The organism is Naasia lichenicola, assembly GCF_004801885.1.
Lineage (GTDB): Bacteria > Actinomycetota > Actinomycetes > Actinomycetales > Microbacteriaceae > Naasia > Naasia lichenicola.
This window is the reverse complement of record NZ_SSSM01000001.1, coordinates 627,878-653,536: the sequence shown is the minus strand read 5'-3', so window position 1 is coordinate 653,536 and position 25,659 is coordinate 627,878. Positions and strand designations below refer to the sequence as shown.

The following is a 25,659-nucleotide window of genomic DNA, read 5'->3' as shown; positions in this document are numbered from 1 at the left end:
ACTGGGCTCAGGAGGCGGTGAAGACGACCTCGCCGCGGACGATCGTGCAGCTCACGGTGGCGCCGCCGACCTCCGAGGCGGGGTTCTCGAAGATGTCGCGGTCGAGGATGGCGATGTCCGCCGCCTTGCCGATCTCGATGGTCCCGGAGCGTGCCTCGTCGTGGTTGAGGTAGGCGGTGCCGAGGCTGTGGGCGACCACCGCGTCGGCGAGCGAGAGCGCCTGCTCGCCGAGGAACGGCAGGGCGGCGTCCCCGGTCGCTCCGTGGTGGTTGCGGTTGACGGCGGTGTGGATGATCTCCAGCGGGTTGGCGGTGCTGACCGGCCAGTCGCTGCCTGAGGCGAGGGGTGCGCCCGCGCGGGCGAGCGAGCCGAAGGGGTACTGCCAGCTGGCGCGGGGCTGTCCGAGGAACGGCACGGTCAGCTCGTCCATCTGCGGCTCGTGGCGGGCCCAGAGCGGCTGCATGTTGGCGACGACGCCGAGAGGGCCGAACCGGAGCACGTCGTCGGGGTGCACGACCTGGATGTGCGCGAGGGTGTGCCGCAGGTCGGAGTCGCCGTTCGCGTGGCGCGCGGTCTCGATGGCGTCGAGGGCCTCGCGGACGGCCCGGTCGCCGAGTGCATGGAAGTGGAGCTGGAAGCCCAGTGCGTCGAGCTGTGTGGCGACCTCGTGCAGCAGCACGGGGTCCACGAAGCTCTTGCCCGAGTTGTGCGAGGGGCAGCCGCAGCCGTCGAGGTAGGGCTCGAGCATTCCTGCGGTGAAGTTCTCGGCGACGCCGTCCTGCATGATCTTGATGCTCGTGGCGCGGAACGTCGAGGCGCCGAGGGCGGCGGCGCGCTCCCGCTTGGCGACGAGCTCGTCGATCTGCTCCAGGCCACGACTGCGGTCCCACCAGAGCGCACCGACCACCGTGGCCTTCAGGGTGCCGGCTGCCGCGGTGTTGAGGTACGCGTCGAGGGTCTCGGGCACGTCGTTGGTGCCGCCGACGATGGCGTCCTGCCATGCCGTGATGCCCCAGGAGAACAGCCGGTCCTGGGCCAGGAGCAGCGCCTGCTCGAGATCGTCCTGGGTCGGCATGGGGATGAGGCGGGCGACGGGCGCCATGGCGCCCTCCTGCAGGGTGCCGATCGCGTGGCCGTCCGCGTCCCGCTCGATCCGTCCGTCGGAGGGATCGGGGGTGCCGTCGTCGATCCCTGCGAGCTCGAGCGCTCGGCTGTTCACCCAGGCGCCGTGGCCGTCGCGGTTCGGGAAGTAGGCGGGGCGTCCGCTCGTGACGGCGTCGAGCGCCGTCGCCGTCGGCAGACCGCCGGGGAAGGCGTCCATCGACCAGCCGCCGCCGCTGATCCAGTCGAGCTCGGGGTGCTCGGCGGCGTAGGCGCCGATCCGGTCGAGGTACGCATCGGCGGTCGTGTAGGGCGTCAGATCGCAGGACAGCATGTCGAGCCCGGCGTGGATCGGGTGCACGTGCGAGTCCTGGAAGCCGGGCAGGACCGTGCCGCCCTTCGCGTCGATCACCGTCGCGTCGTCGGCGTCGAGGGCCGCTCCGCCGATCGCCGTGATGACGCCGTCGCTCAGCAGCACCGGCTCGGAGACGACTCCGCTCGGCAGCAGCACGCGGCCGCCTTCGATGAGCAGGCGCTGGGGGGAAGAGGCAGACATGGAGGGGGTGGATCCTTACGGTGCTCGGGAGTGCGGAGGAACGGTGCGGTGCTGGGCGAGCTATGCCAACGGTGCAGCGCCGACTGGATTACAGGTAGGGCTCGGCGGGTGGTGTGAGGTGGGAGCTGATCCACATCACCGACGCGGTGACCGTGCCGACGTTCACGGCTCGATGCGGCGTGGTGCTGAGGTACTCGAGGCTGTCCCGCGGGCCGAGGGCATGGCGCTCGCCGCCGACGGTCACCTCCACGTGGCCCTCGAGCACGTAGAAGATCTCCTGCGCGTTGTCGTGGCTGTACGGCTCGTCACCGGTGCTGCCGCCGACCTCGATGGTGGCGTCGTAGACCTCGAGCTGGCGGATCGGCATCCGCGAGAGCAGGAGCTTGGTGACCCCGTCCTCGCCGGAGAAGACGGGGCGCTCGTGGGCGCGGAGCACCTGACGGGACGCGGGCGGGTCGTCGGCCAGCAGATCCGCCGCACTGATGCCGAGCGCGGAGGAGATCCGCTTGAGACTCGCCACGGAGACGCCGGAGCGGCCGGTCTCGACCTGGCTGATGAACCCCGCACTGAGGCCGGCGCGGGCGGCGACGTCGCGCGTGCTCATCCGGGAGGCTTCGCGGGCGGAACGCAGCCGCTCCCCCACGATGCTGCGCATCTCGCGGTCGATGACCGCCGCGGCGTCGAAGAGCTCGTCGACCACTGATCCTCCACCGTGCCTTGCTAAGCGATTTGCTTAGTCAGAAGCTAGGCGTGCTCGATGGGCAGGGCAAGCGATGTCGACAAGTTGTAACGCGCCGGACATGAACGAGCGCCGAAGTGCCGAAGACGACAAGAGCGCGGCGTCCGGATGGACGCCGCGCTCTCGCGGTGGTGCTGTGCTTCAGATGCTCACGATCAGCTGCGGCGGCCGCGGACGCGCAGGTAGATGACGAGCGCGATGATCGCGCCGATGACGGATCCGATGATCCCGGCGGGCTGCAGGAAGCCGTCGCCCGAGTCCTTCGCGAAGATCAGGTAGCCGAGGAAGCCGCCGATGAAGGATCCGACGATGCCGAGCAGGATGGTCATCCCGATCGACATGTTCTGCTTGCCGGGGACGATGAGGCGAGCGAGCGCGCCTGCGATCAGTCCGATGACGATGATGCTGACGATGGTTCCGATGACACCCATGGGGGCCGCCTTACTTGTGAGCCCGGTATCCGGGTCGAGTGTCGACGCGTGTGCGTCGATATGTACAGTCAACCACTCCTTGAGGGTGAATACCTCACCCTTCGGGGTAGAGTTGTCTTGTGGCGAATGGTGAAGATTTCTCAAAGAAGGGCGGGCCCCTCAGGGTCGCGCTGCTGGACGACTACGAAGTCGTCCTGATCGGTCTCGCCAACATGTTCGACGACTACCAGGATCGCGTCGTCGTGACCGAGATCGATGCCAACGCAGATCTCGTCGACGTCGTCGACATCGTGATGTACGACTCCTTCGCGCAGGCCGAGGCGGACAGCGAGCAGCTCGGCGAGCTGGTCCGCAATCCTCGTGCGGGAAAGGTCGTCGTCTACACCTGGAACTTCGCGCCCGAGCTGATCATCAGCGCACAGGATCAGGGCGTGCACGGGTACCTCTCCAAGACCCTGCCGGCCCGGGAACTCGTGGCTGCACTCGAACGGATCCATGCTGGCGAGCGGATCGTCACAGAACCCGCCGGACGCGTCGGGGTGGCTCTGGCGCTGGATTGGCCGGGACGCAAGGAGGGCATCACGGACCGCGAGTCCGAGATCCTGGCGCTGATCACTCAGGGCAAGAACAACTCCGAGGTCGCCGCCCTCACCTACCTGAGTCCCAACACGATCAAGACGTACATCCGATCGATCTACCGCAAGATCGGCGTGACGAGCCGCACGCAGGCGGTGCTCTGGGGGGTCAAACACGGCTTCACACCCGACTTCCATCGAATCGACAGCTGGCGCGGAGTCAGCTAGGTCGATCCGACCGCTGGCGTCAACGCGCCCTCGACGAGCTTCACGAAATCCTGCCGGCGGAGCAGTCGGAGGATCCGCTGCTGGGTGGCGCTGAAGGCGGCGATCCCGACCACGGCGTCGACCGGCTCGAGCGCGACCATGCGATGCTCCACTCCGTGCCAGAGGATCACGCAGCCACCGGCCGCCCGGATGTTGCGGAACCAGTCCACGTTCGGCCCATAGGTCAGCTCGATCATGAACCCGTCGGGCAACGGTCGGGCGATGATCGGCGTCTCGAAGCTGCGGCCGCTCCTGCGTCCCGCGTGGCGCACGATGGCGAAGGGCCCGCGCGTGCTGCGTGCGATCCGCAGGGTGAGCGGATTGAGGGTGTGCTTGAGGATGCGGCCGATGAATGGACGTCGTGCCGCTGCGCCGCTCATTCGACTGCTTCGCCCGCGTCGGTTCGGGACACCGGCTCGAGCTATCGGCCCGGGCCTGCGCCATCCACCTCGACAGGCTCGTAGTGCGGGTTCTGGATGAGTCCGACCAGACCGAGCGCGGGAACCTCGAGCGTGACGGTGCGGATTCCGCCGCCGACGTCCTGGACGGGCGTGCGTGTGGTCGCTCCCCTATCGGAGAGGTCGAGCATCGCCACCTCGATGTCCGAGACGCCCCAGTAGGTCACCGGGCCCTCGCCCGGGTCGAGGTTGGGATCTAGGCCCAGCTCGTATCCGGCGGCGCTGAAGCCGACGTAGAACGCCTCGTCGAAGTAGGGCTGCACCCCGAGCAGGGCGGTGGTCGCGGCCTTCGCCGCTTGGAGGTCGGGGGCGGGATAGATGACCGAACGCAGTCCGAGGAACATGCTCGTGACGCTAGTCCTCACCCCGGACGGCGGCCAGCGTGATCTCGGATGGCTGGGCCGATTGCTAAAGCGTCGCGGCGAACGCCGTCACCGCGATGGTCCAGAGCGCCACCCGCTCCCGGTGGATGCTGTGCCCGCTGCGGATCACCGAGACGACCGACGGGTCGAGCCGATCGAGGATCACGCTTCGCGCGGGTTCGAACAGCGCGGAGCCCGGGAAGGTCGCCGCGAGCAGGTGCAGCGGGATCGGGCAGTCGGCAATGAGCTGCGGCAGGTCCCACGTCTGCCGGTCCACGAACCGCGCCGCCGCGTCGAGATCGACCGCGCCGCGGTTGGCTACGGCGTGCTCGGCGTCCAGACGCGACCACAGCGGGTTCTCCGAGAGGACCTGCAGCATCACCCCCGGCGGATCGGCCAGGGCCGCGTCGTGCTCCGCGGCGAGGTCGCCGACGAGATCGCGCACGCTGCCTCCCTCGGGAATCGACGGCGGATCCTCCAGGAGCACCCCGCGCGCAGCCTCGGGATGACGGGCCACCAGTGTCAGGGCCACCAGCGAGCCGAGCGAGTGCCCCACGATGAGGTCGATGGGCTCGTCCTCGAGCTGGAGCAGCACATCGTCGGCCATGGTCGCCAGGTCGGCGGACTGATCGGCCCCGACGATGCGTCCGCCGTGCCCGAGCAGGGTGGGCGTGTGCACCGTCCAGCCCAGATCCTCGAGGTCGGCTCGCGCCTGCCACCAGGTGGTGCTGCTCGACTGGATCCCGTGGATGAGCGCGATGGAGGGCATGCGCCAAGCCTACGGAGGGCACGGCACACGCCCCGCGACCTTCCCCCATGCGCCCGGGCGTAGCGTGACACCCATGCGCTTCGGATTCCACTTCCTCGACTTCTCCATGCCCGGCGAACCTGCCTCCATCCCCGGTCTGCTCAAGGACTCGGCCCGCGCGGCCGAGGAGACCGGCGCCAGCTGGTTCACCGTGATGGACCATTACTTCCAGATGGAGCAGTTCCGAACTGCCCATGACCCGATGCTCGAGGGCTACACGAGTCTCGGCTACCTCGCCGGGGTGACCTCGAGGGTCAAGCTCGGCACCATCGTCACCGGCGTGACCTACCGCCACCCCGGGCTGCTCGCCAAGATCGTCACCACCCTCGACGTGCTCTCCGAAGGACGCGCCTTCATGGGCATCGGCGCCGCCTGGTACGAGCGCGAGCACCTGGCCCTCGGCGTGAACTATCCGCCGATCAAGGAGCGCTTCGAGCGGCTCGAGGAGGCGCTCCAGATCGCCCTGCAGATGTGGAGCGACGACGAGGGTCCCTTCGACGGCACGCACTACCAGCTGAAGGAGACCATCTCGGTCCCGCAGTCGATCACGAAGCCGCATCCGCCGATCGTCATCGGCGGCAGCGGCGAGAAGAAGACGCTCCGCCTCGTCGCCCAGTACGCCGACGCCTGCAACCTCATCGCACCCGATGCGGAGACCATCAAGCACAAGCTCGACGTGCTCCGCGGCCACTGCGACGACCTCGGTCGTGACTATGACTCCATCGAGAAGACCGTGATGGGCCCGCAGGTCGATCCGCTGGCCGACCCCGATGCGTTCCTGCGCACCATGGAGTCGTACGCGGCCCTCGGCGTCGAGCACGTGCATCTACGGGCGCCCAACCCCGATCCTGCCGGCGCGATCCGCGCGTTCGGCGAGAAGATCGCGCCGCGGCTGACTCACCTCGGCTGACCCGATATCCAGTTGACCCGAATCGCCCTTATCCGCATCGGATAGGGGCGATTTGCGTCATCTCGGCGAGGAATTGGGCGGGCGAATTGCGGGAGATGGCACGACGCCCACTGTGGGGGTGGAATGCCTGTTCACGCGCCCAATAGGCTGGGCATTGGAAAGTGTTGGAGCGCGATTCCGCAGGGGGCCTGAATGCAATGAGCATTCGGGCCCTCTTCTGTTACCACCCCTTCTCCAGCGGGGTCAGTGAGTGAATCGACCAATCGCGTTTCACCCCTATAGGGGCCGCCCGCTCTGGGGGGTGGAGGGATTAGTGGAGAATTCGTACGGTGTTCCTATCAACGTGATGAGGGGATCACCAAGATGAACAACGCAGCCACTGCAACCGCGGCCCAGTCCGCCACACCGTCCGCTTTCGAGTCCGCGACGCTCTTCGCGCCGACCGATGCCGAGCATTCCGACGTCCGGATGCGCGATCGCATCGCCGGCCAGGACGACATCGAAGAGGTGCTCTCGCACCAGTCGGAGACCCGTGCCCGTGGGCGCCTCTCGCGCATCTTCGGCATCTCGCCGATCAGCGCGATCGGCATGCCTTGGTACAACAGCGCGCTCGGCGAGGTCGAGGTCGGCGAGGAGCTCGCCAAGCTGCCGGAGGGCTGGTTCTACTTCCACGCCCTGCCGATCGGCCTCAAGAGCCCTGACATCGACCACGTCGTCGTCGGACCCGGCGGCGTCTTCGTCATCACCTCGCGCCGTCACCGCGGCCGCAAGATCACCGTCGACCGGTCGGACGTCCTCGTCAACCGCGAGGTGTCCCAGCACGTGTCCCGCGCCGTCGCCGACTCGCTGCGCCTCGAGAAGATGCTCGCGTTCAACGGCTTCACCGGCTTTGCGGTCCGCCCGGTCATCGCCGTCGTCGAGGCGCGCGAGATCACCTACAAGGAGCACCCGACCCGGTTCGACCTCCGCGACGGGCACTCGCTCGCCAGCTGGCTGAGGAAGCGCCCGGAGCTGCTCTCCCCGGCGAAGGTCGCGGAGATCGTCGCCAAGCTCGACGAGCCCGTCCGCTGGCGCAAGGGCATCGTGCCGGAGGCGACCCTGCTGAACGACTTCGAGCAGCTGCGCGCCGAGGTCGAGCGCGCCGCCAACGTGCAGCGCATCTGGGTCCTCAGCGGTCTGGCAGCCGCTGTCGGCGTCGTCGCGCTGTCGATCCCGACCCTCGCGGGAATCCTCGCGCCGATCTTCGGCTAGCGAGCACCCCTCGGGACCGCACCGGTCCCGCCACCGACCGGCCCGGTCGTGTCCTCCCTCGACGCGACCGGGCCATCTCTCTGTCATCCCGGAAAGCTCCCCGGCTGCTGCAGATCTGCGCCGCCCTAGGGTGGCGTCATGGTCGACCTCCAGCCCATCTCCCGCATCGCGCCCGCTCTGGCAGGCCGTGCGGTGATCGCGCAGCGCTGGACGGAGGCCACCTTCCTGCACTGGAGGGTGGACGCGGAGCGGGTGGCCCCTCACCTGCCGCCGGGTACCCGACCGGATGTCTTCGACGGATCCTCGTGGGTGGGGCTGATCCCGTTCCGGCTGTCGCACAGCAGCTTCTTCGGCGGGCCGCCGGTGCCCTACTTCGGCACCTTCCCCGAGATCAACGTGCGCCTCTACTCGGTCGACGAGCTCGGACGGCGGGCGGTGGTGTTCGCGTCCCTGGAGGCGTCCCACCTGGCCCCGGTCCTCGTCGCGCGGGCGGCCTTCGGCCTGCCGTACCAGTGGGCACGGATGTCGATGGGCGCGCGGGGAGACCTTCGCGCCTACCGCTCGCACCGCATCTCCCGCCCCCGGCGCCTTGCCCCCGGTGGAGCCCTGCTGGACGGCCCGCGCAGTCACGTCATCTCTCGGGTGCTGGGCGAGCCGGTCCAGGACGATCCGCTCGCCGACTTCCTCACCGCCAGATGGAGCTTCCACCAGTCGCACCGCGGGCGCACCTGGTTCGGCGCGAATCAGCACGAACCGTGGCCTCTGCAGCGTGCCGAGCTCGTGCACCTCGACGATCAGCTCCTCGCCGCCGCTGGCTTCCCCGACCTCGCCGAGCGCGCACCCGACTCGGCGCTGTTCTCGCCCGGGGTCCGCACGACTTTCAGCGCACCTGGCGCACTCCCCCGCGCGCTTCCCCGCTAGCTCGAGATGTCCTTGCGGCCGAAGTGCCAGGCGGCCCAGACGCCGAAGATCAGGGCGTAGAGCAGCGAGGACAGGACCGAGTTCGCGACGAGATCCCAGTTGGTCGGACTCGCGAACAGCTGACGCCAGGATCCCGAGAAGTGGGTCGGCAGCAGATAGCGGAAATTCCCGAGGTTCGGGATGGCATCGAGGATGTTGGACAGGATCGTCGCCAGCACCACACCGCCCGCCGCGCCGAGGGGGGTGTCGGTGACCACGGTCAGCAGGGTGCCGAGCGCGGCCGCCCAGAGCAGGTGGAGGAAGAGGAAGCCGATGGCTCCCGCGATCCGGGCGATCGATGCGCCGAAGCTCAGCTGCGGTCCTTCCGGAACCTGCAGGCCCGCGTTGCCGTAGGAGAGCAGGCCGACGATCAGTGCGACGCCGGCGAGCAGCACGAGGCCCGTCGCGAAGACGACGAGAGAGACGCCGATCTTCGTCGCCAGCAGCCTGCCGCGCGAGACGGGGATGGTGAGCAGGTACTTGAGGGTCGAACGCGATGCCTCGCTGGCGATCATGTCGCCGAAGAGCAGCGCGACGACGAGGGTGAGCAGGAACCCACCGGTCACCGACAGGGTGAAGGTGGCGAAGAGGACCCCGCTGTCCTGCGCGGTGTCGGCCAGCGTGAGGGTCTGATCGGTCGTCGTGGAGCCGTCGTCGGGCTGGGTGCCGATCAGGAAGGCGATCCGGATCGCGATCGGCAGCAGAGCGAGCACGAGCAGCAGTCCTCGGATCCGCCACTGGGTGAACTGACGGGCGAGCTCCACCCGGAAGGGCAGCGGAGTGCGTGCCGCCGTGCTGGCTGGACGCAGCGGTCCCGGAGACCAGGTCTCGGGATCTATCGGCTGCTGCTGCTCCGATGCGGTGCCGCTGGTTGTCTCGGTCATCGCTGCTCCCCCGTTCCGACGAGCTCGAGGAAGGTCTCCTCCAGGTGCCGACCCGAGCGGATTCCGCGCACCCCGACGCCTGCCGCGACGAGAGCGCTGACGATGGTCTCGACGCTGGTCTCCCCGGGCAGCAGGCGCAGAGAGGTCGGGCTCAGCACTTCGATGGCCGGCAATCCGAGAGGCTCGAGTGCCGTTCCGCCCTGCTCCGCGTCGGTCACCTCGATGGTCACCTCGCTGACCTCGCCGGCCAGCTCTGCCACGGTCCCCGAGGCGATGAGCCGGCCACGGGCCATGACGACGACGTGACTGCAGGTCTGCTCGACCTCGCCGAGCAGGTGCGACGAGACGATGACCGTCCGGCCCGAGTCGGCGTAGCGGCGCAGCACCCCGCGGAGGGCGTGGATCTGCGGCGGGTCGAGCCCGTTGGTGGGCTCGTCGAGGATGAGCAGCTCGGGCATGCCGAGCATCGCCTGGGCGATCGCCAGCCGCTGGCGCATGCCCTGGCTGTAGCCGCGGACGGAGCGCTCGATCGCGGCGCCGAGATCGGCGATGGCGAGCGCCTCGTCGATCCGAGAGCCCTGCGGCGCACGGCCGGATGCCGCCCAGAACAGCTCGAGGTTGCGGCGTCCGCTGAGATGCGGCAGGAATCCGGGTCCTTCGATGAAGGTGCCGACACGGGTGAGCACGGCGGCGCCCGGCACGATCCGCTCGCCGAAGATCTCGGCGTAGCCGGCGTCGGGCCGCAGCAGCCCGACGGCCATCCTCAGGGTCGTCGTCTTGCCTGCCCCGTTCGGTCCGAGCAGTCCGAGCACCTGTCCGGTCTCGACGCGGAAGGAGAGCTCATCCACGGCACGCTGGCCGTTGCGGAAGTTCTTCACGAGCCCGGTCAGCACGAGCGGCGCGGCCGACGCGGAGGTCTCCGCGACGGTCGGCAGGGTGCCGGCCGCGGCGGCAGCGACTCCGCGGCGTCGGCCTCTGATCATGGCGGCGATGCCGAGCCCGATCGCGACGAGGAGCACGGCGGCGATGCCGCCGAGGGCGAGCGGGGATGCGACGCCCCGCGATTCGGTGAGGGCCGACTGCGGCACCGTAGGCAGGGACAAGGTGCCACGCACATTGACCCTCCACCCCGCCGCGTCAGGCGAGGACTGGTACAGCGCGTCGGTCGTCGCGACCCATAGTTCGATCCGACTGCCCGCGCTGAACTGCCATGCCGCGGCGGGGAGCGCGACCTCGACATCGACCGGGCTCCCGTCCGCCGGCACATTGCGGACGCGGACGGGTGCGACGGTCCCGCCGACCAGGGTTCGACTGTCGCCGTTCACCGAGTAGAGCGCGGCGTACAGCACCGCGTCGTTCGGCTGCTCGGTGACCCCCTCGACGGCGTCGTCGCCGACCGGGCGCGCGACGCTCATCGTGAACGTCGGCGAGCCCACCATCGTCGTGCTCTCGCGGAGTGATCGCGAGAAGCCCCAGGTCGTCTGACCGTCCTGCGGCAGCGAGATGGCCGCCGTGCTGCCCAGCGTGCCGAGCAGAGCGCCGAGCGCCGGCAGCGTGGTGATCGCTGCGGGCAGGCCGCCCGGCGGGTTGACGATCGTGCGCGGCCGGCTGCGGATCTCGATCTCCGTGCTGGTGACGGCGTCGGCGGCGTCATCGATTCCGGGATAGGAAGTGGCTGCGAGGGACTGACCAGAGGCCGTCGCCCCACCCGGGACCGTGTAGCTGAACTGCGGGTCGGGTTCGGGACTGAGCGGCGGCCCGGTCGAGCTGTGCGTGAGCGGCAGGTGCTTCGCGAGGAACTCCTCGATCGTCGGCTCGATCGAAGCCTGACCGCTCGACGCGGCCGCTCCCGAATCGTGCCCGCCGGAGAACCAGACCACATCCACCGGTGCGCCGGCGGCGGCGATCTGGCGCGCGTTGGCGTCGGCCTGATCCAGTCCGAACAGCGAATCGCGGGTGCCCTGCAGCAGCAGGGTCGGGGCGCTCATCCGGTCGAGCACGGAGGATGGCGACGAGTCGGCGAGCAGCGCCTCGTCGTCAGGACTGAGCGGGTCTCCGGCGACCAGCCGGCTGTAGAGAGCGCAGAGCTCGGCGGTGAACTCGCCGCATGCGCTGTCGGATCGGAAGGTGGCCTGCCCGAACAGCTGGCTCGCCCATGCCTCCTTGAAGACGCCGGGCTGGGAGTCGAGCAGAGGAGCCGGGCTGGAGCGGTCGTCCCCGGCTGGGACGACGCTGTTGGGCACGAGCGCCGACTCGAGGTCGTTCCAGGTGATCGCCGCGACCACGGCGTCGACGCGCGGATCCGTCGCACCGAGCATCAGTGCCAGAGCGCCGCCGTACGAGCCGCCGACGACCGCCACCTCCGGCCCGCCACCCGAGTCGGCGACGAAGTAGCCCTGGTCCACGACGTAGTCGATCAGTCCGCTGGCGTCCGCCACCTCGTGATCGACGGAGTCGAGCGAGATCTTGCCGTCGGATCGGCCGAATCCGCGTGCCGAGTAGGTGAGCACGACGTAGCCGAGGTCGCGAAGGGTCCGGGCCTGCCGATTGAGGTCATCCTTCGATCCGCCGAAGCCGTGGGCGAGCAGCACCATCGGCGCGGGGATGCTCTTCGGCAGGTACAGGCTCGTGTCGAGGTGGACCTCTCCGTCCTCGCCCGGACCGGCGGGCAGCGGCACCATGGCCTCGATCGGCTCATCCGTGATCGTCGGAGGAGTCGGCGCGATCGACGAGTCCTGCGCGTTGGCGGGCTCGAGACCGGCCGGCCCCGTGCCGCCGAGCAGAGCCAGGAGGGCGATTGCGGCGGACGTTGCGACCAGCGCACGCGGGCGGCGAGGCCCGAGTGGCGCTCTTCGTTCGGTCCGCACGCCACCTCCGTTGTCGTATCCGAATGCTCGTGCATGAACCTGAATGGTTGACGCGACACGCAACTCGCCCTACGCCGAGGTGCCGCCGCCGGATCGACCGTCTCGACCCCTGCCCGGCCAACCGGTCGAGTGCCAGGCTTGATCGCATGGTCGTCACCCTGTCTCCCATGCCCGACGAGCGTTTCGCCGCCTGGATCCTCGCGAAGACGCTGCAGTACGCCGAATCCCGCGAGGCGGCGGGCGAGACGCCCGCACAGGCGCGCGCCACCGCAAGGGAATCCGAGGCGGTCAACTTCCCGGACGGGCGTCCGCTCGAACTGCACCGGGTCTTCGAGATCATCGCCGACGGCGATCCCGTCGGATCGCTCTGGATCGGACCGCACCCGCAGCACCCCGATGGGGTCGACTGGTGGGTCTACCAGATCGAGGTGGATGAGGAGTCGCGCGGCAACGGCTACGGCAGGCAGGCGATGCTGCTCGCCGAGCGCGAGGTCGCGGCGCTCGGAGGGGTCACCCTCGGACTCAACGTCTTCGGCTTCAACACCGTGGCCCGTGAGCTGTACGCCTCGCTCGGCTACGAGGTCACCTCGCTGCAGCTGCGCAAGCCGGTGGCACCCGCAGACGACGAGAAGCCCGAGTGAGCGCCGGATCTCTGCCAGCGTTCAGCATGGGCGGAGTTGGATGAGGCTCATGGCTGAGCAGTGGATCGCGAACGATTTCGGCGGACTCGACGTCCTGGAGCTGCGGGAGGTCGACGTCCCGGATCCGCAGAGCGGCGAGGTGACGATCGACGTCCTGGCGATCGGGGTGAATCCCACCGACTACAAGGGGATCTCCGGCTCCTATGGGGTCGATCGCTCGCGACTGCCGTTGATGCTCGGCTACGAGGTGGCGGGCATCATCAGCGCGATCGGGTCCGACACCGAGATCGCCAGCGGAGGCGGAGCGGTGGGCGACGAGGTGATCGCCTTCCGGATCTCCGGCGGCTACGCGACCTCGCTGACGGTTCCGGCGAAGGACGTCTTCGCCAAGCCCGAGTCCCTCGACTTCCCCGAGGCCGCGAACCTCATGCTGGTCGGCGCGACGGCCCTCGACATGATCCGCGTGGTCCCGTGGCAGGAGGGTGAGACGGTCCTCATCCACGGAGCCTCCGGCTCGGTCGGCGTCGTCCTGCTGCAGCTCGCCCAGCTGCAGGGCGTCCGGGCGATCGGCACCTCCAGCGAGTCGGCGTTCGGAAAGGTGCGTGGCTTCGGCGGCGACCCGATCGCATACGGCGACGGCCTCGAGGCCCGCATCCGCCAGCTCGCACCCGGAGACGTCGACGCCTCGTACGACTGCGTGGGAACCGATGAGGCGGTCGACGCCTCCCTCGCGCTGACCAAGTCGAAGGACCGCATCGTCACCATCGCCAATCAGGGTCGCGCCAAGAGCGACGGCTTCGCCGCCGTGGGCGGAGGCAACCCCGAGAGCTCCGCCTATCGCGACACGGTTCGAGCGGATCTCATCGATCTGGCCGGCCAGGGGAAGCTCACGATCCCCGTCGCGAAGACGTTCCCATTCGCCGAGGCCGTTGCGGCCCTGGACCTCGTCAAGTCGGGCCACCCGGGCGGCAAGGTGGCCCTCCTCCCCTAGCCCCGCCCGATGCCCGGTGGCTGAGCCGGCGCACAGCGCCGAGTCGAAGCCCTGCTGCTACGCCGCGACCTCAGCGGCACGAGGTCCGGCGACCCGCAGGAAGTCGAGCTTCTCGGCGTCCGGCGTGCCACCTGCGACCGTGTACACGACTATCCGCAGGTCGACGCCGGGCACCTGGAGCACGTCGCAGTCCATGGTGATCGGTCCGACCACGGGGTGCAGCACCGTCTTGCGGTCGGTGCCGTGCATCCCCGCCGCGCCCGAGGCCCACATCTCGGCGAACTCAGGGCTGGTCTCCTGCAGCTCCGCGATGAGCGACTGGAGTCCCGTGTCGTTCGGATAGGTGATGCAGGCGAGCCGGAGGTCGCCGACGAGCGCGCGCTTCAAGGCGTCTACCCCGTTGTCCGACTCCATCGGCCAGAGCGCGAGCCGCTTGCGGTCGTCATCGCTGAAGCGGGCGCGCACCAGGTTGAGGTTGGTCCCGGGCACCCCTGACGGATCGCCGAGGAGCGCCGACCAGAGCGGCGTCCACTTCAGCAGGGTCCAGTCGGCCGAGAACACGGCGAGGGGAACCTCGCCGAGTCGCGCGATGATCCGCTGCACTCCCGCCGGAAGCAGGGTGTCGATGAGACGGTCGGCCGGTGGCTGCAGCCCAGCGAGACGGTAGAGGAAGTCCCGCTCGTCCCGGCTCAGCTGCAGGGCGCGCGCGAGCGACCCGGCCACCTGAGCGGACGGCGTGCGCGCCCGACCCTGCTCGAGCCGGATGACGTAGTCGACGGAGAGTCCGGCGAGGGCCGCCAGCTCCTCCCGCCGCAGGCCGACGGCGCGGCGGTCGCCGCCCTCGGGCAGTCCGACGTCGCCGGGCGAGAGCCGGTCCCGCCAGCCGCGCAGCGCATCTCCGAGGGCATTGCAGTCGTCCGTCACTCCCCCATCCTCCCCTGGTCCTCCGCGCACTGGGTGGTACGGCCAGTCCCACCGTCGAGCCGTCCCTGGCTGCGCTCACCGAAGCCGACGACAGTGGAGCCATGACCATCACCTTCATCACCGGAGCCAACAAGAGCCTCGGATACGAGACCGCCCGCCGCCTCACCGAGCTCGGCCACACCGTGCTGCTCGGCGCACGGGACGCCGCACGGGGCGCGGAGGCCGCACAACGGCTCGGCGTGCGCTTCGTGCAGCTCGACGTCACCGACGAGGCATCGGTGGCGGCCGCCGTCGCCGACGTCGAGGCGCACGAGGGACACATCGACGTCCTCATCAACAACGCCGGCATCACCGGGCCGCAGACCCCCGCGGATCAGATCACGGCCGATGCGGCGATCGCCACCTACCAGGTCAATCTCTTCGGTCCGATCCGTGTCACCGCAGGCTTCCTCCCCCTGCTGCGCAGATCCGACAACCCGGTCGTCGTGAACGTCGCGAGCGGTCTCGGCTCGGGCGCCTGGACCCACGACCCGGCGCACGTCGAATTCGGGGTCACCGCACCGCTCTACACATCGTCGAAGTCGGCCCTGATCATGCTGACCACCCAGTACGCGAAGGGCATCCCCGACGTGAAGTTCAACGTCGTGGATCCCGGCTACACCGCCACCGACCTCAACGGGCACAGCGGACACCAGACCGTGACCGAGGGCACCGACGCGATCGTCGCCATGGCCTCCATCGGCACCGACGGCCCGACCGGCACATTCACCGATCGCACCGGTGTGGTGCCCTGGTAGCGGATCCGTGGCCTTGTGGGAGCCGCTCTATCCGAGCGGCTCCCACAGGCGTAGGTTCAGCCGCATGACCGGAGCGGATCCGACGGTGACCGACTCGAAGCACTATCGGACGATGTGGGAGAATGACCACGTCCGAGTGCTCGAGTACACCGATCTGCCGGGCGAATCGACCTCTCCGCACGACCATCCGAACAGCGTCATGATCACGCTGAGCGGCTTTCAGCGGCTGCTCTCCTCCGGCGGCGCGACCCGCGAGGTGCAGCTCCCCGCGAATCAGGCGGTCTGGCTGCCGGCCCAGTCCCATTCGGGCGAGAACATCGGCGCCACTCCGACCCACACGATCATCGTGGAGCTGAAGGGCGCGTCCGCCGGCACTCCGTCCGGAACCATCACCCTCGGTCCGTCAGCCGACGGACACTGACCGCATGCGGCTCAGCCGCCGAGGCTACCCACGGCCGACAGCGCGTCCTGCACGACCTCGCTGCTGCCGTCGTCGGTGACGCGGATGCGCACCTTGGCGGGGATCTGCTCCTTCATCGTGTTGACGTGGCTGATCAGTCCGATGGTGCGACCACCCGACCGCAGGGAGTCGAGTGTCGACATCGCGATGCCAAGGGTGTCCTCGTCGAGCGACCCGAACCCCTCGTCGACGAACAGCGTGTCGAGGGTGATCCCACCGGCCTGACTGCTGACCACCTCAGCGAGCCCCAGCGCCAGCGCGAGCGAGGCGAGGAAGGTCTCGCCGCCGGACAGCGAGTGGGTGGCCCGCGCGCGGCCGGTGTGCTGATCGAGGATCGACAGTCCGAGCCCCGACCTGGTGTTGCGGTACTGCCTGCTGTCGTCGTGCTCGAGCGCGTACCGACCGCTGGTCATCGTGCGCAGGCGCACATTGGCAGCGGAGACGATCTCTTCGAGCTCCGCGGCGAGCACGTACGTCTCGAGGCGCATGCGCATGGAGTTGGGCTCGTTGCCCTGCACGACCGCGGCGAGCTCTCGCACCTGGTCGTACTGGGCGCGGAGCTCGGCGGTATCGGCCTGCTCGGCGCTGAGCTCATCGATGAGCGAGGCCAGCTGATCGCGCCGACCGCTCACCGCGGCATGCGCCGCCAATGCCATGTCGCGCTGCTGTCCGGCGACGCGCTTGGCGGTGCCGAGGTCGGCGATGCTCTCCGTCTGCTCGGGCAGGTCGACCAGCTCGGGATCGCTGAGGGCCGCGGAGGTCGCGGCCTCGGCGGCATCGAAGCTGCGCACCTGATCGGCCAGCAGAGCGATCTGGCGATCGGTGCGATGGGCGGCGTCGACGTCGTCCTCGGAGCCGAAGCCCTTCTCCGCGAGTGCGGCGGTGAGCTGCTGCGATGCGTCGAGCGCGGCGGTGCGCGCGTCGTCGACCGCGGTGATCGATTCGATCAGCGCCACCGCAGCGTCGTGCTGACCGCGCAGGCGTTCGAGCTTGGCCGCAATCGACGGGTCGTTCCCGCGCGCCGCCTGCAGTCTCGCAATCGTGTCGTCGAGTCGGGCCGCGGTGCTGGCCGCAGCCAGCTGCGCCTTCTGGAGATCGCTGGCGCGCTGGCCCTGGAGGGTCTTGGCGTCGTCGAGCTCGCGCCTCACCGCCGCGGATTCCCCCTCGAGCCGCCTCACGTCGGCGACGGCTGCGAGGCAGGCTCGCTGGGTGGAGCGGGCGGACTCGAGCTGCGCGGCGAGTTCGTCGAGCGGGACCTCGCCTGCTCGAGTGCGCTCGACGGCCAGGAGCTCGGACCCGTCGCGTACCGCTGCCGACGCCGCCGCAAGCGACGCGGTGGCCTCGGCCACCAGGCGTTCGCTCCGGGCCAGGTCTTCGGCGGAAACGGCATCGGCGTCGAGCGCGGCGGGGGCGGGATGCTCGAGCGAGCCGCAGACCACGCACGCCTCGCCCGGCGCCAGGTTGGCGGCGAGCTCCGCGGCATGCCCGGCCCAGCGGCGTGCGAGCAGATCGGCGTGCGCGCGATGCAGGCCGGACAGCTGGGTTCCGGCGAGCGCCTCGCGATCCTGGAGCTGTCGGAGATCGGTCTCGAGTGCGGTCACTCGGGCCGAAGCGGCGTGCGCGGCGTCGAGCCGTGCCACCTGTGCGTCGGCAGCCGGCCGGGTGGCTGCACGGTTGCGCACGGCGATCAGGTCGAAGTCGATCGTCTCGAGACGGAGCGGCAGGTCGTGCAGCAGCAGGGCGTCCGCCTGCAACGTGACCTCGAGCGCGGCGATCGCGCTCCGCTGCGCATCGAGCGCCCCCCGCAACCCGGGCAGCCCCTGCTCATCGGCCAGCACGGCGCGCAGCGCGCCCATCTCGTCGCTCAGCGCGTGCCTCAACGCTCTCGGATCTGGAACCGCTGCGAGCCCTCGGCACAGCTCGTCGAAGGCGAGGCGAGCGGTCTGCTCTGCTGCGACCGCACGGTCGGCAGCGCTGCGGGTCGCGCGACTGCGTTCGACATACGGCCAGACGGTCGAGGCGCGCACCGCGGCATCATGTTCGGCGCGGGCAGAGCTGATCGTGGGCCGCAGCGCCTCGAGCTCGAGGGCAGCCGCGGCGGCGGCCTCGCGCCGCCGGTGTCGGCCCGCCAACAGCTCCGCCGCGCGCAGGGCGCTGTCGGCGGTGGTGAAGGCGAGGTCGGAGTCCGATGCCTTCTGGGCCGCGTCGGCAAGCTCGGCATCGAGGATCCCGCTCAGCTCGGCGAACCAGGCGTCGCCCACCTCGGTGGGCAGATCGAGCGAGCCATCGGGTTCGGCGAGGCGCGCGGCGCGGGCGGCCTCGCGACGCACGAATTCGGCCGAGGTCTCGAGCTCGGCCTGCAGCGCCTTGGAGCGAACGGTGAGCTCCTGCTCGTACTCCTCGAAGCGCCGGGTGCCGAAGAGGCTGCGCAGCACCGCCTGCCGGTCGTCGTTGCCCGCTTGGAGGAACCGCTGGAAGCGGTTCTGCGCGAGCAGGATGACCTGGAGGAACTGGTCCTTGCGGAGTCCGACGACCGTGTCGAGCTCGTTGCCGACGTCGACGGCGCGTGCGGCGACGCCGACCCACTCGCCGTCGCGCTGGATGAAGAGCTCGGCGCTGGCCGGGGTCTTGGTGGTACCCGCTCCGCGCTTCTTGGGGCGCTCGTATTCGGGGCTGCGGGTCACCAGGTAGCGGTGCTCCCCCGCGGTGAACTCGAGTGTCACGTAGGTGGGGTCGTCGGGCCCGCAGTGATCGCTGCGCAGGTGCGCCTCGGTCTTCTCGTAGCGGGGCGCCGAGCCGTAGAGCGCGAAGCAGATCGCATCGAGGATGCTCGACTTGCCCGCACCGGTGCGGCCTTCGATGAGGAAGATGCCGTCGTCGCGGAACGCGTCGAAGTCGAGCTTCTGCACCCCGCGGAACGGCCCGAAGCCCGCCAGTTCGACGCGGTTGATCCTCAAGCGACGACCTGACGGGCCGCGCTCGTGTTGATGACGTCGGCGAGCACGGCCCACTCGCTGTCGGTCGGGCCCTTGCCGTTGCGGACGTGCTCGAGGAATCCGCCGAAGACGTCGTGGTCGGTGCGGCCCTTCACCCGCTCGCCATAGCTGGCGCCCTGCGCGTCTGCGGTGACGGCGGGGCGGTGCTCGAGCTGCGCCGCGAAGGGGAAGCGGGTCTGCAGACGGCGCATTCCGTCCATGGGCCGCACCTGATCGGTGAGGATCGCACTCACCCAGTGGCCCTCGTGCTGAGCGAACTCGTCAGCGGTGAGGAGCTCATCGAGCGTGCCGCGGAGAATGCCGAGGTCGCGTGGGATGGCGAAGTCGATCCAGGACACCTCGGACAGTCCGGCGGCGTCGAGTTCGACGATCCAGCCGCCGCGCGGCTTTCCGGCCTCGGAGAACGAGTAGTGCAGCGGAGCTCCGGAGTAGCGCACGCGCGGGGTCAGCTGCTGACGTCCGTGGATGTGGCCGAGCGCCACGTAGTCGGGGCCGTCGAACACGCTGGCCGGGACGACGTCGACGCCGCCGGATGAGAGGTCGCGCTCGCCCGCGTCCTGCAGCTCGGCTGTGACATCCCCCGCGGCATCCTCTGCGGCGGCGGTGAAGTCGCTGGCGAAGCAGTGCGAGATGGCGATCGACCTGCCGCCGCGTTCGGCCCGGTCCGCTTCGATGCGGCCCATCGCGTGCCGCAGCACCTGGGTGTGCGTGCGCAGCTCGACCTCAGGATGCAGGTGGCGCACCAGCGCGGGCTCGAGGAAGGGGATGCCGTAGAAGTGGACGGGTCCGTGCTCGTCGGAGATGGTGACGGGCTCGACGCGCTGGGCGTCGGTGAGCACGTGGATGCCCGACAGGCTCGCGAACTCCGACTGGAAGCCGAGGCGGGCGGGGGCGTCGTGATTGCCGCTCGTGATGACGATCCTGGCGCCGGTGGCGTGGAGCTCGGTGAGGGCCTCGGTCAGCAGACGGAAGTGGTCGGCGGCCGGAGTGGCGGAGTCGAACACATCGCCGGCGACGACGACCACATCGATCGACCCGTCGCGGACGACCCGCGCCAGATCGGCGAGCACGATGCGCAGGCTGTCGACGGTGGAATGCCCGTGGAAGGTCCGGCCGATGTGCCAGTCCGACGTGTGCAGGATCCTCATGACTCAGACCGTAGAGGCCTCCTCCGACATCGCGCTCGTCCGCCCCCGCGGGTCGCCCCACGCTCTCAGCGGACACCCGGGATGTCGCCGGACATTCACAGCCCGGGAGTACCCGCCGTCGTGGGCCGTGAACGTCCTCAGCGCCGCAGGAACTCCGCCGCGCGCGCGCCCCATCCGCGGATCTGCTCCACTGTCGTCGCCACCTCGAGGCTCGACCCCGGGATGGCCGCGTAGAGCCGCTCCGCCGTGGAGACCGGGTGACCGGGGTCGGTCGCCCACGGCAGCAGCAGCGTCGCCTGCTCGATCGAGGTGATCCGCTCGATCGGCGGCAGGTCGCTTCCGCCGGCTCCGCGCATGACCGTCGAGATGAGCTCGGGCCGGATGTCGGGCGCAATCCCCCACTCCGCGAGACCCTCGAAGATCGGCGGTGACGGGGCGGCTGCCATCGTCCGAGCCACGAGCTCCCAGCCCTGCGAGTCGATCATCGCGGCCAGCTGCCGGTAGATGTCGCCCTGCGCCGCACGGGTGTTCCAGGCGGTCGGCGGGGCGGTGAGCACCAGCTCATCGAACCGCTCCGGCCGCGCGGTGACGGCGTGCAGGATCGTGCCCGTGCCCATCGAGCAGCCGATCGCGCTGACCGGCTCGTCGGGCGAGAAGTGATCCGCGAACGCCAGCAGATCGAGGGCGAGCCGATCCCAGCGGTAGTCGTCGGGCGCGAGCGATCCACCGCTCTCGCCGTGGCCGCGGGCGTCGTAGGAGATCAGCCGACGGCCTGCCGCGGCGACGGCATCGAAGGTCGCAAGTCCCGAGGCATGGTCGTTCGAGCGGCTCGAGGTGAGCCCGTGCAGGTTGAGGACGAGCGGTCCCGCACCGCTGTCCGAGTAGGCGAACCGATTCCCGCGCAGCTCGATGTACCGGGTGTCGAGCAGGGCCGGCACGGTCGATGTCATGCCTCGGGTCTACACCCTCCCCCTGGTGCGAGCTGTCCGGTGGCGGGCCGGTGGAGTGCTACTGGACCTCCCACGGCAGCGCGGCCACCTCGGGTCCCTGCGGCACGACGAGCACGGGGATGTGCTGGCGGTGCGCGAGACGGGCGGCCACGGAGCCGCGGAGGAACTCGTTCATGGTGCCGCGGAACCCCGGCTTGCGGGTGCCGACGACGATCATGATCGCGTTCAGCTTCTTGGCCACCTGCCCGAGCCGATCGGCCGGGTCGCCCGCGGTCGCGACGGTGCGCCACTGCACCTCGCCGCGCAGGGCCGCCTCGATCCGCTCCGCCGTGCCCTCGTCGAACGTGCAGTCGACGTTGTCGTTGGCGGTCACCGGCAGATACGGACCGCCGTCGAGCGAGGCGGGGAGCCGGATGCGGCTGACGGCGGTGCCGTCCGGATGCTCCTCGACGAGCACGCTGTCCGAATCGACCGACACGCAGACCAGTTCCGCATCGAGCCGCCGGGCGAGGGTCGCCGCCGAGTGCAGCACGGCGTCGGACATCTCGGGCGCGATCCCGACCACGATCGAACTGCCGTTGGGTGAGTACATCTTCGTCTCCTCAAGGGTTCCAGCTGACCTCCAGTATCCTCCTGACCAGGTGAAACGCGTACATCTGGCCGGTCATGCCCCGACGTGTCCGCGCAGCCCGCTAGCGTCTATGCCGGGCGAGCACGCAGCGGCGGCGCCTCCGGACCACAGGGAGCCCATTGACCGCCTCGGCCAGCACCGGCCCCACCCGCGACGAGCGCCGCGCGCGCCTCGCCGTTGCCGCGTTCTTCTTCGCGAACGGCGCCAGCTATGCGAACGTCGTGCCGCGGCTGCCCGAGATCAAGGACGCGCTCGAGCTGAGCAACACCCTCTACGGGCTCTCGATCGTGGCGTTCCCGGTCGGCGCCCTGATCTCGGGCCTGTTCGCCGGCAGCCTCATCCGCCGGCTCGGCTCTGCGCGCCTCGCCGCGATCGGCTCCATCGCGCTTCCGCTGGCCATCCTCCTTGTCGGCATCGCGCCGGTGCCCGCGATCTTCGCGCTCGGCATGCTCCTCGCGGGGATGATCGACTCCCCCACCGACGTCGCTCAGAACGCGCACGGGCTGCGGGTGCAGAAGCGCTACGGCCGCTCCATCATCAACTCGTTCCATGCCATCTGGTCGCTCGGCGCCGTCGTCGGCGGGCTGATGTCGGCCGGCGCGATCGCGCTCGGACTGCCGATCGGCCTGCACCTGATCATCAACGCCGCGCTGTTCGCGACGGTCGCCCTGATCGCCTACCGGCTGCGCCTTCGCGGGCCGGATGAACCGGAGATCGATCCCGAGACGGAGAACGCCCTCCCCGCGGCCTCGGAGGTAGCGCAGCGCGCCCGCGTCTCGCCCGCTCTGATCGGCACCTTCGCTGCGCTCGCCCTGATCGCCATCGCCGCCACGGTCGTCGAGGACGTCGGAAGCTCCTGGGCCACGCTGTACATGAGCGACGGGGTGGGAGCCGCGGCCGCCATCGCACCGCTCGGCTACATCGCGCTGATCGGATTCCAGTTCGTCGGTCGGCTGGTCGGCGACCGGATGGTGGACCGACTCGGCCAGCGCACGGTGGCCCGGATCGGCGGGGCGCTGGTGCTGATCGGCATGGGGTCCGCCCTCGCCTTCCCATCCGTGCCGGGCACCTTGCTCGGGTTCGCGGCCGCCGGCTTCGGCGTCGCCACCCTCGTCCCCGCCACGATGCAGGCAGCCGACAGCATCCCCGGCCTGCGCCCCGGCACCGGGCTGACGCTGGTCACCTGGCTGATGCGAGTCGGCTTCCTGCTCTCACCGCTCGTGATCGGCATCGTGTCGGACGCGACCGACCTGCGGATCAGCCTGCTGCTCGTGCCGCTCGTCGGCCTGCTCGTCCTCGCGCTGAGCGGTGTCCTCGATCGTCGCAAGCCCGCTCTCCCGTCGAGCTAGGCCTCCTGTCGCCCGAGCGCAAGCCCTACTGCGCGGACCCGGACAGGCGTTGTCTGAGGGAATGGCCAATCGACCCATCACCCCAGAACTGCACTCGCTCATCGACTACGGCTTCGCAGCCGGCAACCTGCTGCTGCCCAAGGTCCTCGGCCTCAGCGCGAAGGCGAAGACCCTGTTCGCGACCTTCGGCGTCATCCAGGGCACCCTCAACGCGCTGACCATCCAGCCGTACGCGGCGCAGAAGATCCTGCCGTTCGCCCTGCACGGACTGCTCGAGAAGAGCAGCCTCCCCCTCTACATCGCCGCCCCGCTGGTCACCGGTGTCGCGAAGCAGCGCGGCGCGCGCACCTACTGGATCGCCCTCGGTGTCGTGCTGATCGCGGTCTACAACCTCACCGACTGGGACGCGTCGAAGACCGGCAAGAAGAAGCGCCGCTGACCTGCGCTACCGGCTCTCGAGGGCCAGCCGCCCCGCGAGCAGCACGTAGGTGGCCGCGAAGGTGCGTCGCATCCAGGCCACCACGCGCGGTCGCCGGAGCACCCGGTTGCGCATCGTCGCCGCGAACACCCCGTAGAGCGCGAAGACGACGAATGTGACCAGCATGAAGACGAGGCTGAGCACGACCATCTGCAGCGTGCCGTCGGGATCACCCGCCGGCACGAACTGGGGCAGGAACGCGAAGAAGAAGATCGTCAGCTTGGGGTTCAGCAGGTTGATAACCACCGCCGTGCGGATCACCCTCCACGCGGACACCGGAGTCGCCGTCTCGTCGACCTGGATGGCCGAACGGTCGCGGATCGTCTGCCAGGCGAGGAAGAGCAGGTAGCCGACACCGAGCCACTTGATGGTCTGGAAGGCGATCGCCGACGCGTTGAGGATGGCCGCCAGACCCGTGATCGCGGCGATCATGTGCGGCAGCACTCCGAGCGTGCAGCCGAATGCCGCGATGATCGACGCCCTCGTTCCGCGGGAGAGGCCGGCAGCGATCGTGTAGACGGCCCCGGTGCCGGGAGTCGCCACGACGACCAGCGTCGTCAGCAGGAACGCGATGCTCATGCGGGCGACAGTAGTCGGATCGGCGTTCGCCGCCTAGCTGCGCCGGCGCGACCTGCCCACATGAAGAGGCGGTGAACATCTAGCTCACCATCCGCGCCGGCGACGCCGTCCGGCTACAGTCCCCGCATGGACGAATCCATCGAAGCCTTCGTGATCATCGGGCTGATGTTCGCCCTGCTGATCTTCACCGTCTTCATCGGAGTCCTGGCCGCCCGATCCCGCCGCTAGCGCCCGCTCCTCGTCCGGCTGCTCAGATCCGGACGAGCGCCTCGGGGCCCAGCTCCCCCACGCTCCGGTACCCGCTCAGGCCCAGCATCAGATCCAGCTCCGCGACGAGATTGCGCAGGACCTCCCGCGCCCCGTCGGCGCCCGCCACCGCCAGACCGTAGACGTAGGGCCGGCCGATGAGGACCGCTCGTGCTCCGAGCGCCAGCGCGACGAAGGCGTCCGCCCCCGATCGCACCCCGCTGTCGAACAGCACGGGTGCACGGCCGTCGATCCTGTCCACGATGCCAGGCAGGGCGTGGAGCGATCCGATGGCCCCGTCCACCTGACGTCCACCGTGGTTGGAGACGATGACGCCGTCCATCCCCTCGTCCAGCGCCCGGGCGGCGTCGTCCGGATGCTGGATCCCCTTGAGCAGGATCGGCAGCCTGGTCCGCTCGCGGAGGAAGGCGAGGTCGGGCCAGGTGAGCGACGGTCGGGAGAACACGTCGAGGAAGGTCTGCACCGCCACCCGCGGCACCATGGAGCGGACGTTGTCGGCGAACGCTCCCGGATGATTGCGGGACAGGTCGATCAGCGTCGCCACCGACGACGGGGTGATCCGCTGCTTCCCGGCGGGCCCCGCAGCGGCCGCGCGCTCGGCCACCATCCGCTGGAACACGGGATCGCTCGTGTACTGGGCGATCCCCCGGCCGTGCGCGAACGGCAGATAGGCGAGGTCGAGGTCCCGGGGACGCCAGCCCAGCGTGTGCGTGTCGAGGGTGACGACGATCGCCGAGCAGCCGCTCCTCTCGGCCCTGCCGACCAGGCTCGCGACCAGCTCGTCGGAGCTGCTCCAGTACAGCTGGAACCAGCGGTCGGCCGCATTCATCTCGTCGGCCACGTCCTCCATCGGCACGGATGCCTGGTTGGACAGCACATACGGGATGCCGAGATCCGCCGCGGCCCGCGCGATGCCGAGGTCGGCGCTCGGGTGAGCGAGGTCGAGCACTCCGACGGGCGCGGCGAGGAACGGCGTCGGATGACGGATGCCGAACAGCTCGATGCTCAGATCGCGCTCCGCGGTGCCGGCGAGCATCCGCGGCACGATCTTCCACCGCCGGAACGCCTCGAGGTTGGAGGCCGCGGTGTGCTCGGATCCGGCGGAACCCGCGACGTACGCCCACGCCTTGGCGCTCAGCTTGCGTCTGGCCGCCTCCTCGAGCGCCGACGCGCTCACCGGCACGGCCGGCTTCGTGCCGGCCACCCCCGCGAGGTAGATGGCGGACTGGGTGGTCCGTCCGAATGTGTCAGCCATGCGTCCTCCCGGGGCTCAGCTGCC

At 69.8% G+C, this 25,659-nt stretch carries 25 protein-coding genes; 10 read left to right on the top strand and 15 right to left on the bottom strand.

Going from position 1 to position 25,659, the window contains the following annotated elements; translation table 11 throughout:
* Positions 1-7: 7 nt before the first annotated feature.
* The 3 genes from E6C64_RS03070 to E6C64_RS03060 all read right to left on the bottom strand — a co-directional run bounded on the left by E6C64_RS03070 (position 8) and on the right by E6C64_RS03060 (position 2,827).
* Positions 8-1,657, bottom strand: a complete 1,650-nt coding sequence (locus E6C64_RS03070; protein WP_136426130.1) for an amidohydrolase — start codon at positions 1,655-1,657, stop codon at positions 8-10.
* Positions 1,658-1,745: 88 nt separating this feature from the next.
* Positions 1,746-2,357, bottom strand: a complete 612-nt coding sequence (locus E6C64_RS03065) for a helix-turn-helix domain-containing protein (RefSeq protein ID WP_136426129.1) — start codon at positions 2,355-2,357, stop codon at positions 1,746-1,748.
* 194 nt (positions 2,358-2,551) lie between these two features.
* Positions 2,552-2,827 carry a GlsB/YeaQ/YmgE family stress response membrane protein gene (locus E6C64_RS03060; RefSeq protein ID WP_136426128.1) on the bottom strand — a complete coding sequence of 92 codons (276 nt, stop codon included), beginning with the start codon at positions 2,825-2,827 and terminating at the stop codon, positions 2,552-2,554.
* Positions 2,828-2,946: 119 nt separating this feature from the next.
* Between E6C64_RS03060 and E6C64_RS03055 the strand changes: the two genes are divergently transcribed.
* Positions 2,947-3,630, top strand: coding sequence for a response regulator transcription factor (locus E6C64_RS03055; RefSeq protein ID WP_332908212.1), 684 nt, complete (start codon positions 2,947-2,949; stop codon positions 3,628-3,630).
* On the opposite strand, the gene E6C64_RS03050 is transcribed toward E6C64_RS03055, so the two are convergent.
* From E6C64_RS03050 to E6C64_RS03040, 3 genes are all read right to left on the bottom strand, one after another.
* On the bottom strand, positions 3,627-4,049 hold the full coding sequence (locus E6C64_RS03050) for a PNPOx family protein (protein WP_136426127.1): 423 nt from the start codon (positions 4,047-4,049) through the stop codon (positions 3,627-3,629). The genes E6C64_RS03055 and E6C64_RS03050 overlap by 4 nt on opposite strands.
* Positions 4,050-4,090: 41 nt before the next feature.
* The gene (locus E6C64_RS03045; RefSeq protein WP_136426126.1) at positions 4,091-4,471 is read right to left on the bottom strand and encodes a VOC family protein; all 381 of its coding nucleotides are present in this window, start codon (positions 4,469-4,471) and stop codon (positions 4,091-4,093) included.
* A 64-nt stretch (positions 4,472-4,535) separates the two neighbouring features.
* Positions 4,536-5,258, bottom strand: coding sequence for an alpha/beta fold hydrolase (locus E6C64_RS03040; RefSeq protein ID WP_136426125.1), 723 nt, complete (start codon positions 5,256-5,258; stop codon positions 4,536-4,538).
* 73 nt (positions 5,259-5,331) lie between these two features.
* On the opposite strand from E6C64_RS03040, the gene E6C64_RS03035 reads away from it, so the two are divergent.
* From E6C64_RS03035 to E6C64_RS03025, 3 genes are all read left to right on the top strand, one after another.
* Positions 5,332-6,207: an LLM class F420-dependent oxidoreductase gene (locus tag E6C64_RS03035; RefSeq protein WP_136426124.1), complete on the top strand. Its 876-nt coding sequence runs from the start codon at positions 5,332-5,334 to the stop codon at positions 6,205-6,207.
* 363 nt (positions 6,208-6,570) lie between these two features.
* Positions 6,571-7,458 (top strand): NERD domain-containing protein, encoded by an 888-nt coding sequence (locus E6C64_RS03030; RefSeq protein ID WP_136426123.1) that lies wholly within the window; start codon positions 6,571-6,573, stop codon positions 7,456-7,458.
* 138 nt (positions 7,459-7,596) lie between these two features.
* Positions 7,597-8,379, top strand: a complete 783-nt coding sequence (locus E6C64_RS03025) for a YqjF family protein (RefSeq protein ID WP_199240937.1) — start codon at positions 7,597-7,599, stop codon at positions 8,377-8,379.
* Here the strand turns inward: E6C64_RS03025 and E6C64_RS03020 are convergent.
* Together E6C64_RS03020 and E6C64_RS03015 are read right to left on the bottom strand one after the other, a co-directional pair.
* Positions 8,376-9,302 (bottom strand): ABC transporter permease, encoded by a 927-nt coding sequence (locus E6C64_RS03020; protein WP_136426122.1) that lies wholly within the window; start codon positions 9,300-9,302, stop codon positions 8,376-8,378. The two genes, E6C64_RS03025 and E6C64_RS03020, sit on opposite strands and share 4 nt — an antisense overlap.
* Positions 9,299-12,169, bottom strand: a complete 2,871-nt coding sequence (locus E6C64_RS03015; protein WP_136426121.1) for an alpha/beta fold hydrolase — start codon at positions 12,167-12,169, stop codon at positions 9,299-9,301. The genes E6C64_RS03020 and E6C64_RS03015 overlap by 4 nt, the downstream gene beginning before the upstream one ends.
* A 146-nt stretch (positions 12,170-12,315) precedes the next feature.
* Between E6C64_RS03015 and E6C64_RS03010 the strand changes: the two genes are divergently transcribed.
* Both E6C64_RS03010 and E6C64_RS03005 read left to right on the top strand, forming a co-directional pair.
* A complete protein-coding gene (locus tag E6C64_RS03010) occupies positions 12,316-12,810 on the top strand; it encodes a GNAT family N-acetyltransferase (protein WP_158437717.1) in 495 nt (164 codons plus the stop codon).
* Positions 12,811-12,859: 49 nt separating this feature from the next.
* Positions 12,860-13,801 (top strand): NADP-dependent oxidoreductase, encoded by a 942-nt coding sequence (locus tag E6C64_RS03005; protein WP_136426119.1) that lies wholly within the window; start codon positions 12,860-12,862, stop codon positions 13,799-13,801.
* 57 nt (positions 13,802-13,858) lie between these two features.
* Here E6C64_RS03005 and E6C64_RS03000 read toward each other — a convergent pair whose 3' ends face one another.
* A complete protein-coding gene (locus E6C64_RS03000; RefSeq protein WP_136426118.1) occupies positions 13,859-14,725 on the bottom strand; it encodes a helix-turn-helix transcriptional regulator in 867 nt (288 codons plus the stop codon).
* 101 nt (positions 14,726-14,826) lie between these two features.
* On the opposite strand from E6C64_RS03000, the gene E6C64_RS02995 reads away from it, so the two are divergent.
* Both E6C64_RS02995 and E6C64_RS02990 read left to right on the top strand, forming a co-directional pair.
* Positions 14,827-15,522, top strand: coding sequence for an SDR family NAD(P)-dependent oxidoreductase (locus E6C64_RS02995; protein ID WP_136426117.1), 696 nt, complete (start codon positions 14,827-14,829; stop codon positions 15,520-15,522).
* Between the two features lie 64 nt (positions 15,523-15,586).
* A complete protein-coding gene (locus E6C64_RS02990) occupies positions 15,587-15,943 on the top strand; it encodes a cupin domain-containing protein (protein WP_136426116.1) in 357 nt (118 codons plus the stop codon).
* 11 nt (positions 15,944-15,954) lie between these two features.
* Here the strand turns inward: E6C64_RS02990 and E6C64_RS02985 are convergent, their stop codons facing one another.
* The 4 genes from E6C64_RS02985 to E6C64_RS02970 form a co-directional block, all read right to left on the bottom strand.
* On the bottom strand, positions 15,955-18,939 hold the full coding sequence (locus E6C64_RS02985) for an AAA family ATPase (RefSeq protein ID WP_136426115.1): 2,985 nt from the start codon (positions 18,937-18,939) through the stop codon (positions 15,955-15,957).
* Positions 18,936-20,126, bottom strand: coding sequence for an exonuclease SbcCD subunit D (locus tag E6C64_RS02980; protein ID WP_136426114.1), 1,191 nt, complete (start codon positions 20,124-20,126; stop codon positions 18,936-18,938). The genes E6C64_RS02985 and E6C64_RS02980 overlap by 4 nt, the downstream gene beginning before the upstream one ends.
* Before the next feature lie 137 nt (positions 20,127-20,263).
* On the bottom strand, positions 20,264-21,076 hold the full coding sequence (locus tag E6C64_RS02975) for an alpha/beta fold hydrolase (protein WP_136426113.1): 813 nt from the start codon (positions 21,074-21,076) through the stop codon (positions 20,264-20,266).
* A gap of 58 nt (positions 21,077-21,134) precedes the next feature.
* The gene (locus E6C64_RS02970) at positions 21,135-21,668 is read right to left on the bottom strand and encodes a universal stress protein (protein ID WP_136426112.1); all 534 of its coding nucleotides are present in this window, start codon (positions 21,666-21,668) and stop codon (positions 21,135-21,137) included.
* Positions 21,669-21,826: 158 nt separating this feature from the next.
* Between E6C64_RS02970 and E6C64_RS02965 the strand changes: the two genes are divergently transcribed.
* Together E6C64_RS02965 and E6C64_RS02960 are read left to right on the top strand one after the other, a co-directional pair.
* Positions 21,827-23,056: an MFS transporter gene (locus E6C64_RS02965; protein ID WP_136426111.1), complete on the top strand. Its 1,230-nt coding sequence runs from the start codon at positions 21,827-21,829 to the stop codon at positions 23,054-23,056.
* Positions 23,057-23,117: 61 nt separating this feature from the next.
* Positions 23,118-23,495, top strand: coding sequence for a hypothetical protein (locus tag E6C64_RS02960; protein WP_136426110.1), 378 nt, complete (start codon positions 23,118-23,120; stop codon positions 23,493-23,495).
* Between the two features lie 6 nt (positions 23,496-23,501).
* Here the strand turns inward: E6C64_RS02960 and E6C64_RS02955 are convergent, their stop codons facing one another.
* Together E6C64_RS02955 and E6C64_RS02950 are read right to left on the bottom strand one after the other, a co-directional pair.
* Positions 23,502-24,113 carry a LysE family translocator gene (locus E6C64_RS02955; RefSeq protein WP_136426109.1) on the bottom strand — a complete coding sequence of 204 codons (612 nt, stop codon included), beginning with the start codon at positions 24,111-24,113 and terminating at the stop codon, positions 23,502-23,504.
* Positions 24,114-24,363: 250 nt separating this feature from the next.
* The gene (locus E6C64_RS02950; RefSeq protein ID WP_136426108.1) at positions 24,364-25,635 is read right to left on the bottom strand and encodes a lactate 2-monooxygenase; all 1,272 of its coding nucleotides are present in this window, start codon (positions 25,633-25,635) and stop codon (positions 24,364-24,366) included.
* Between the last annotated feature and the right edge of the window lie 24 nt (positions 25,636-25,659).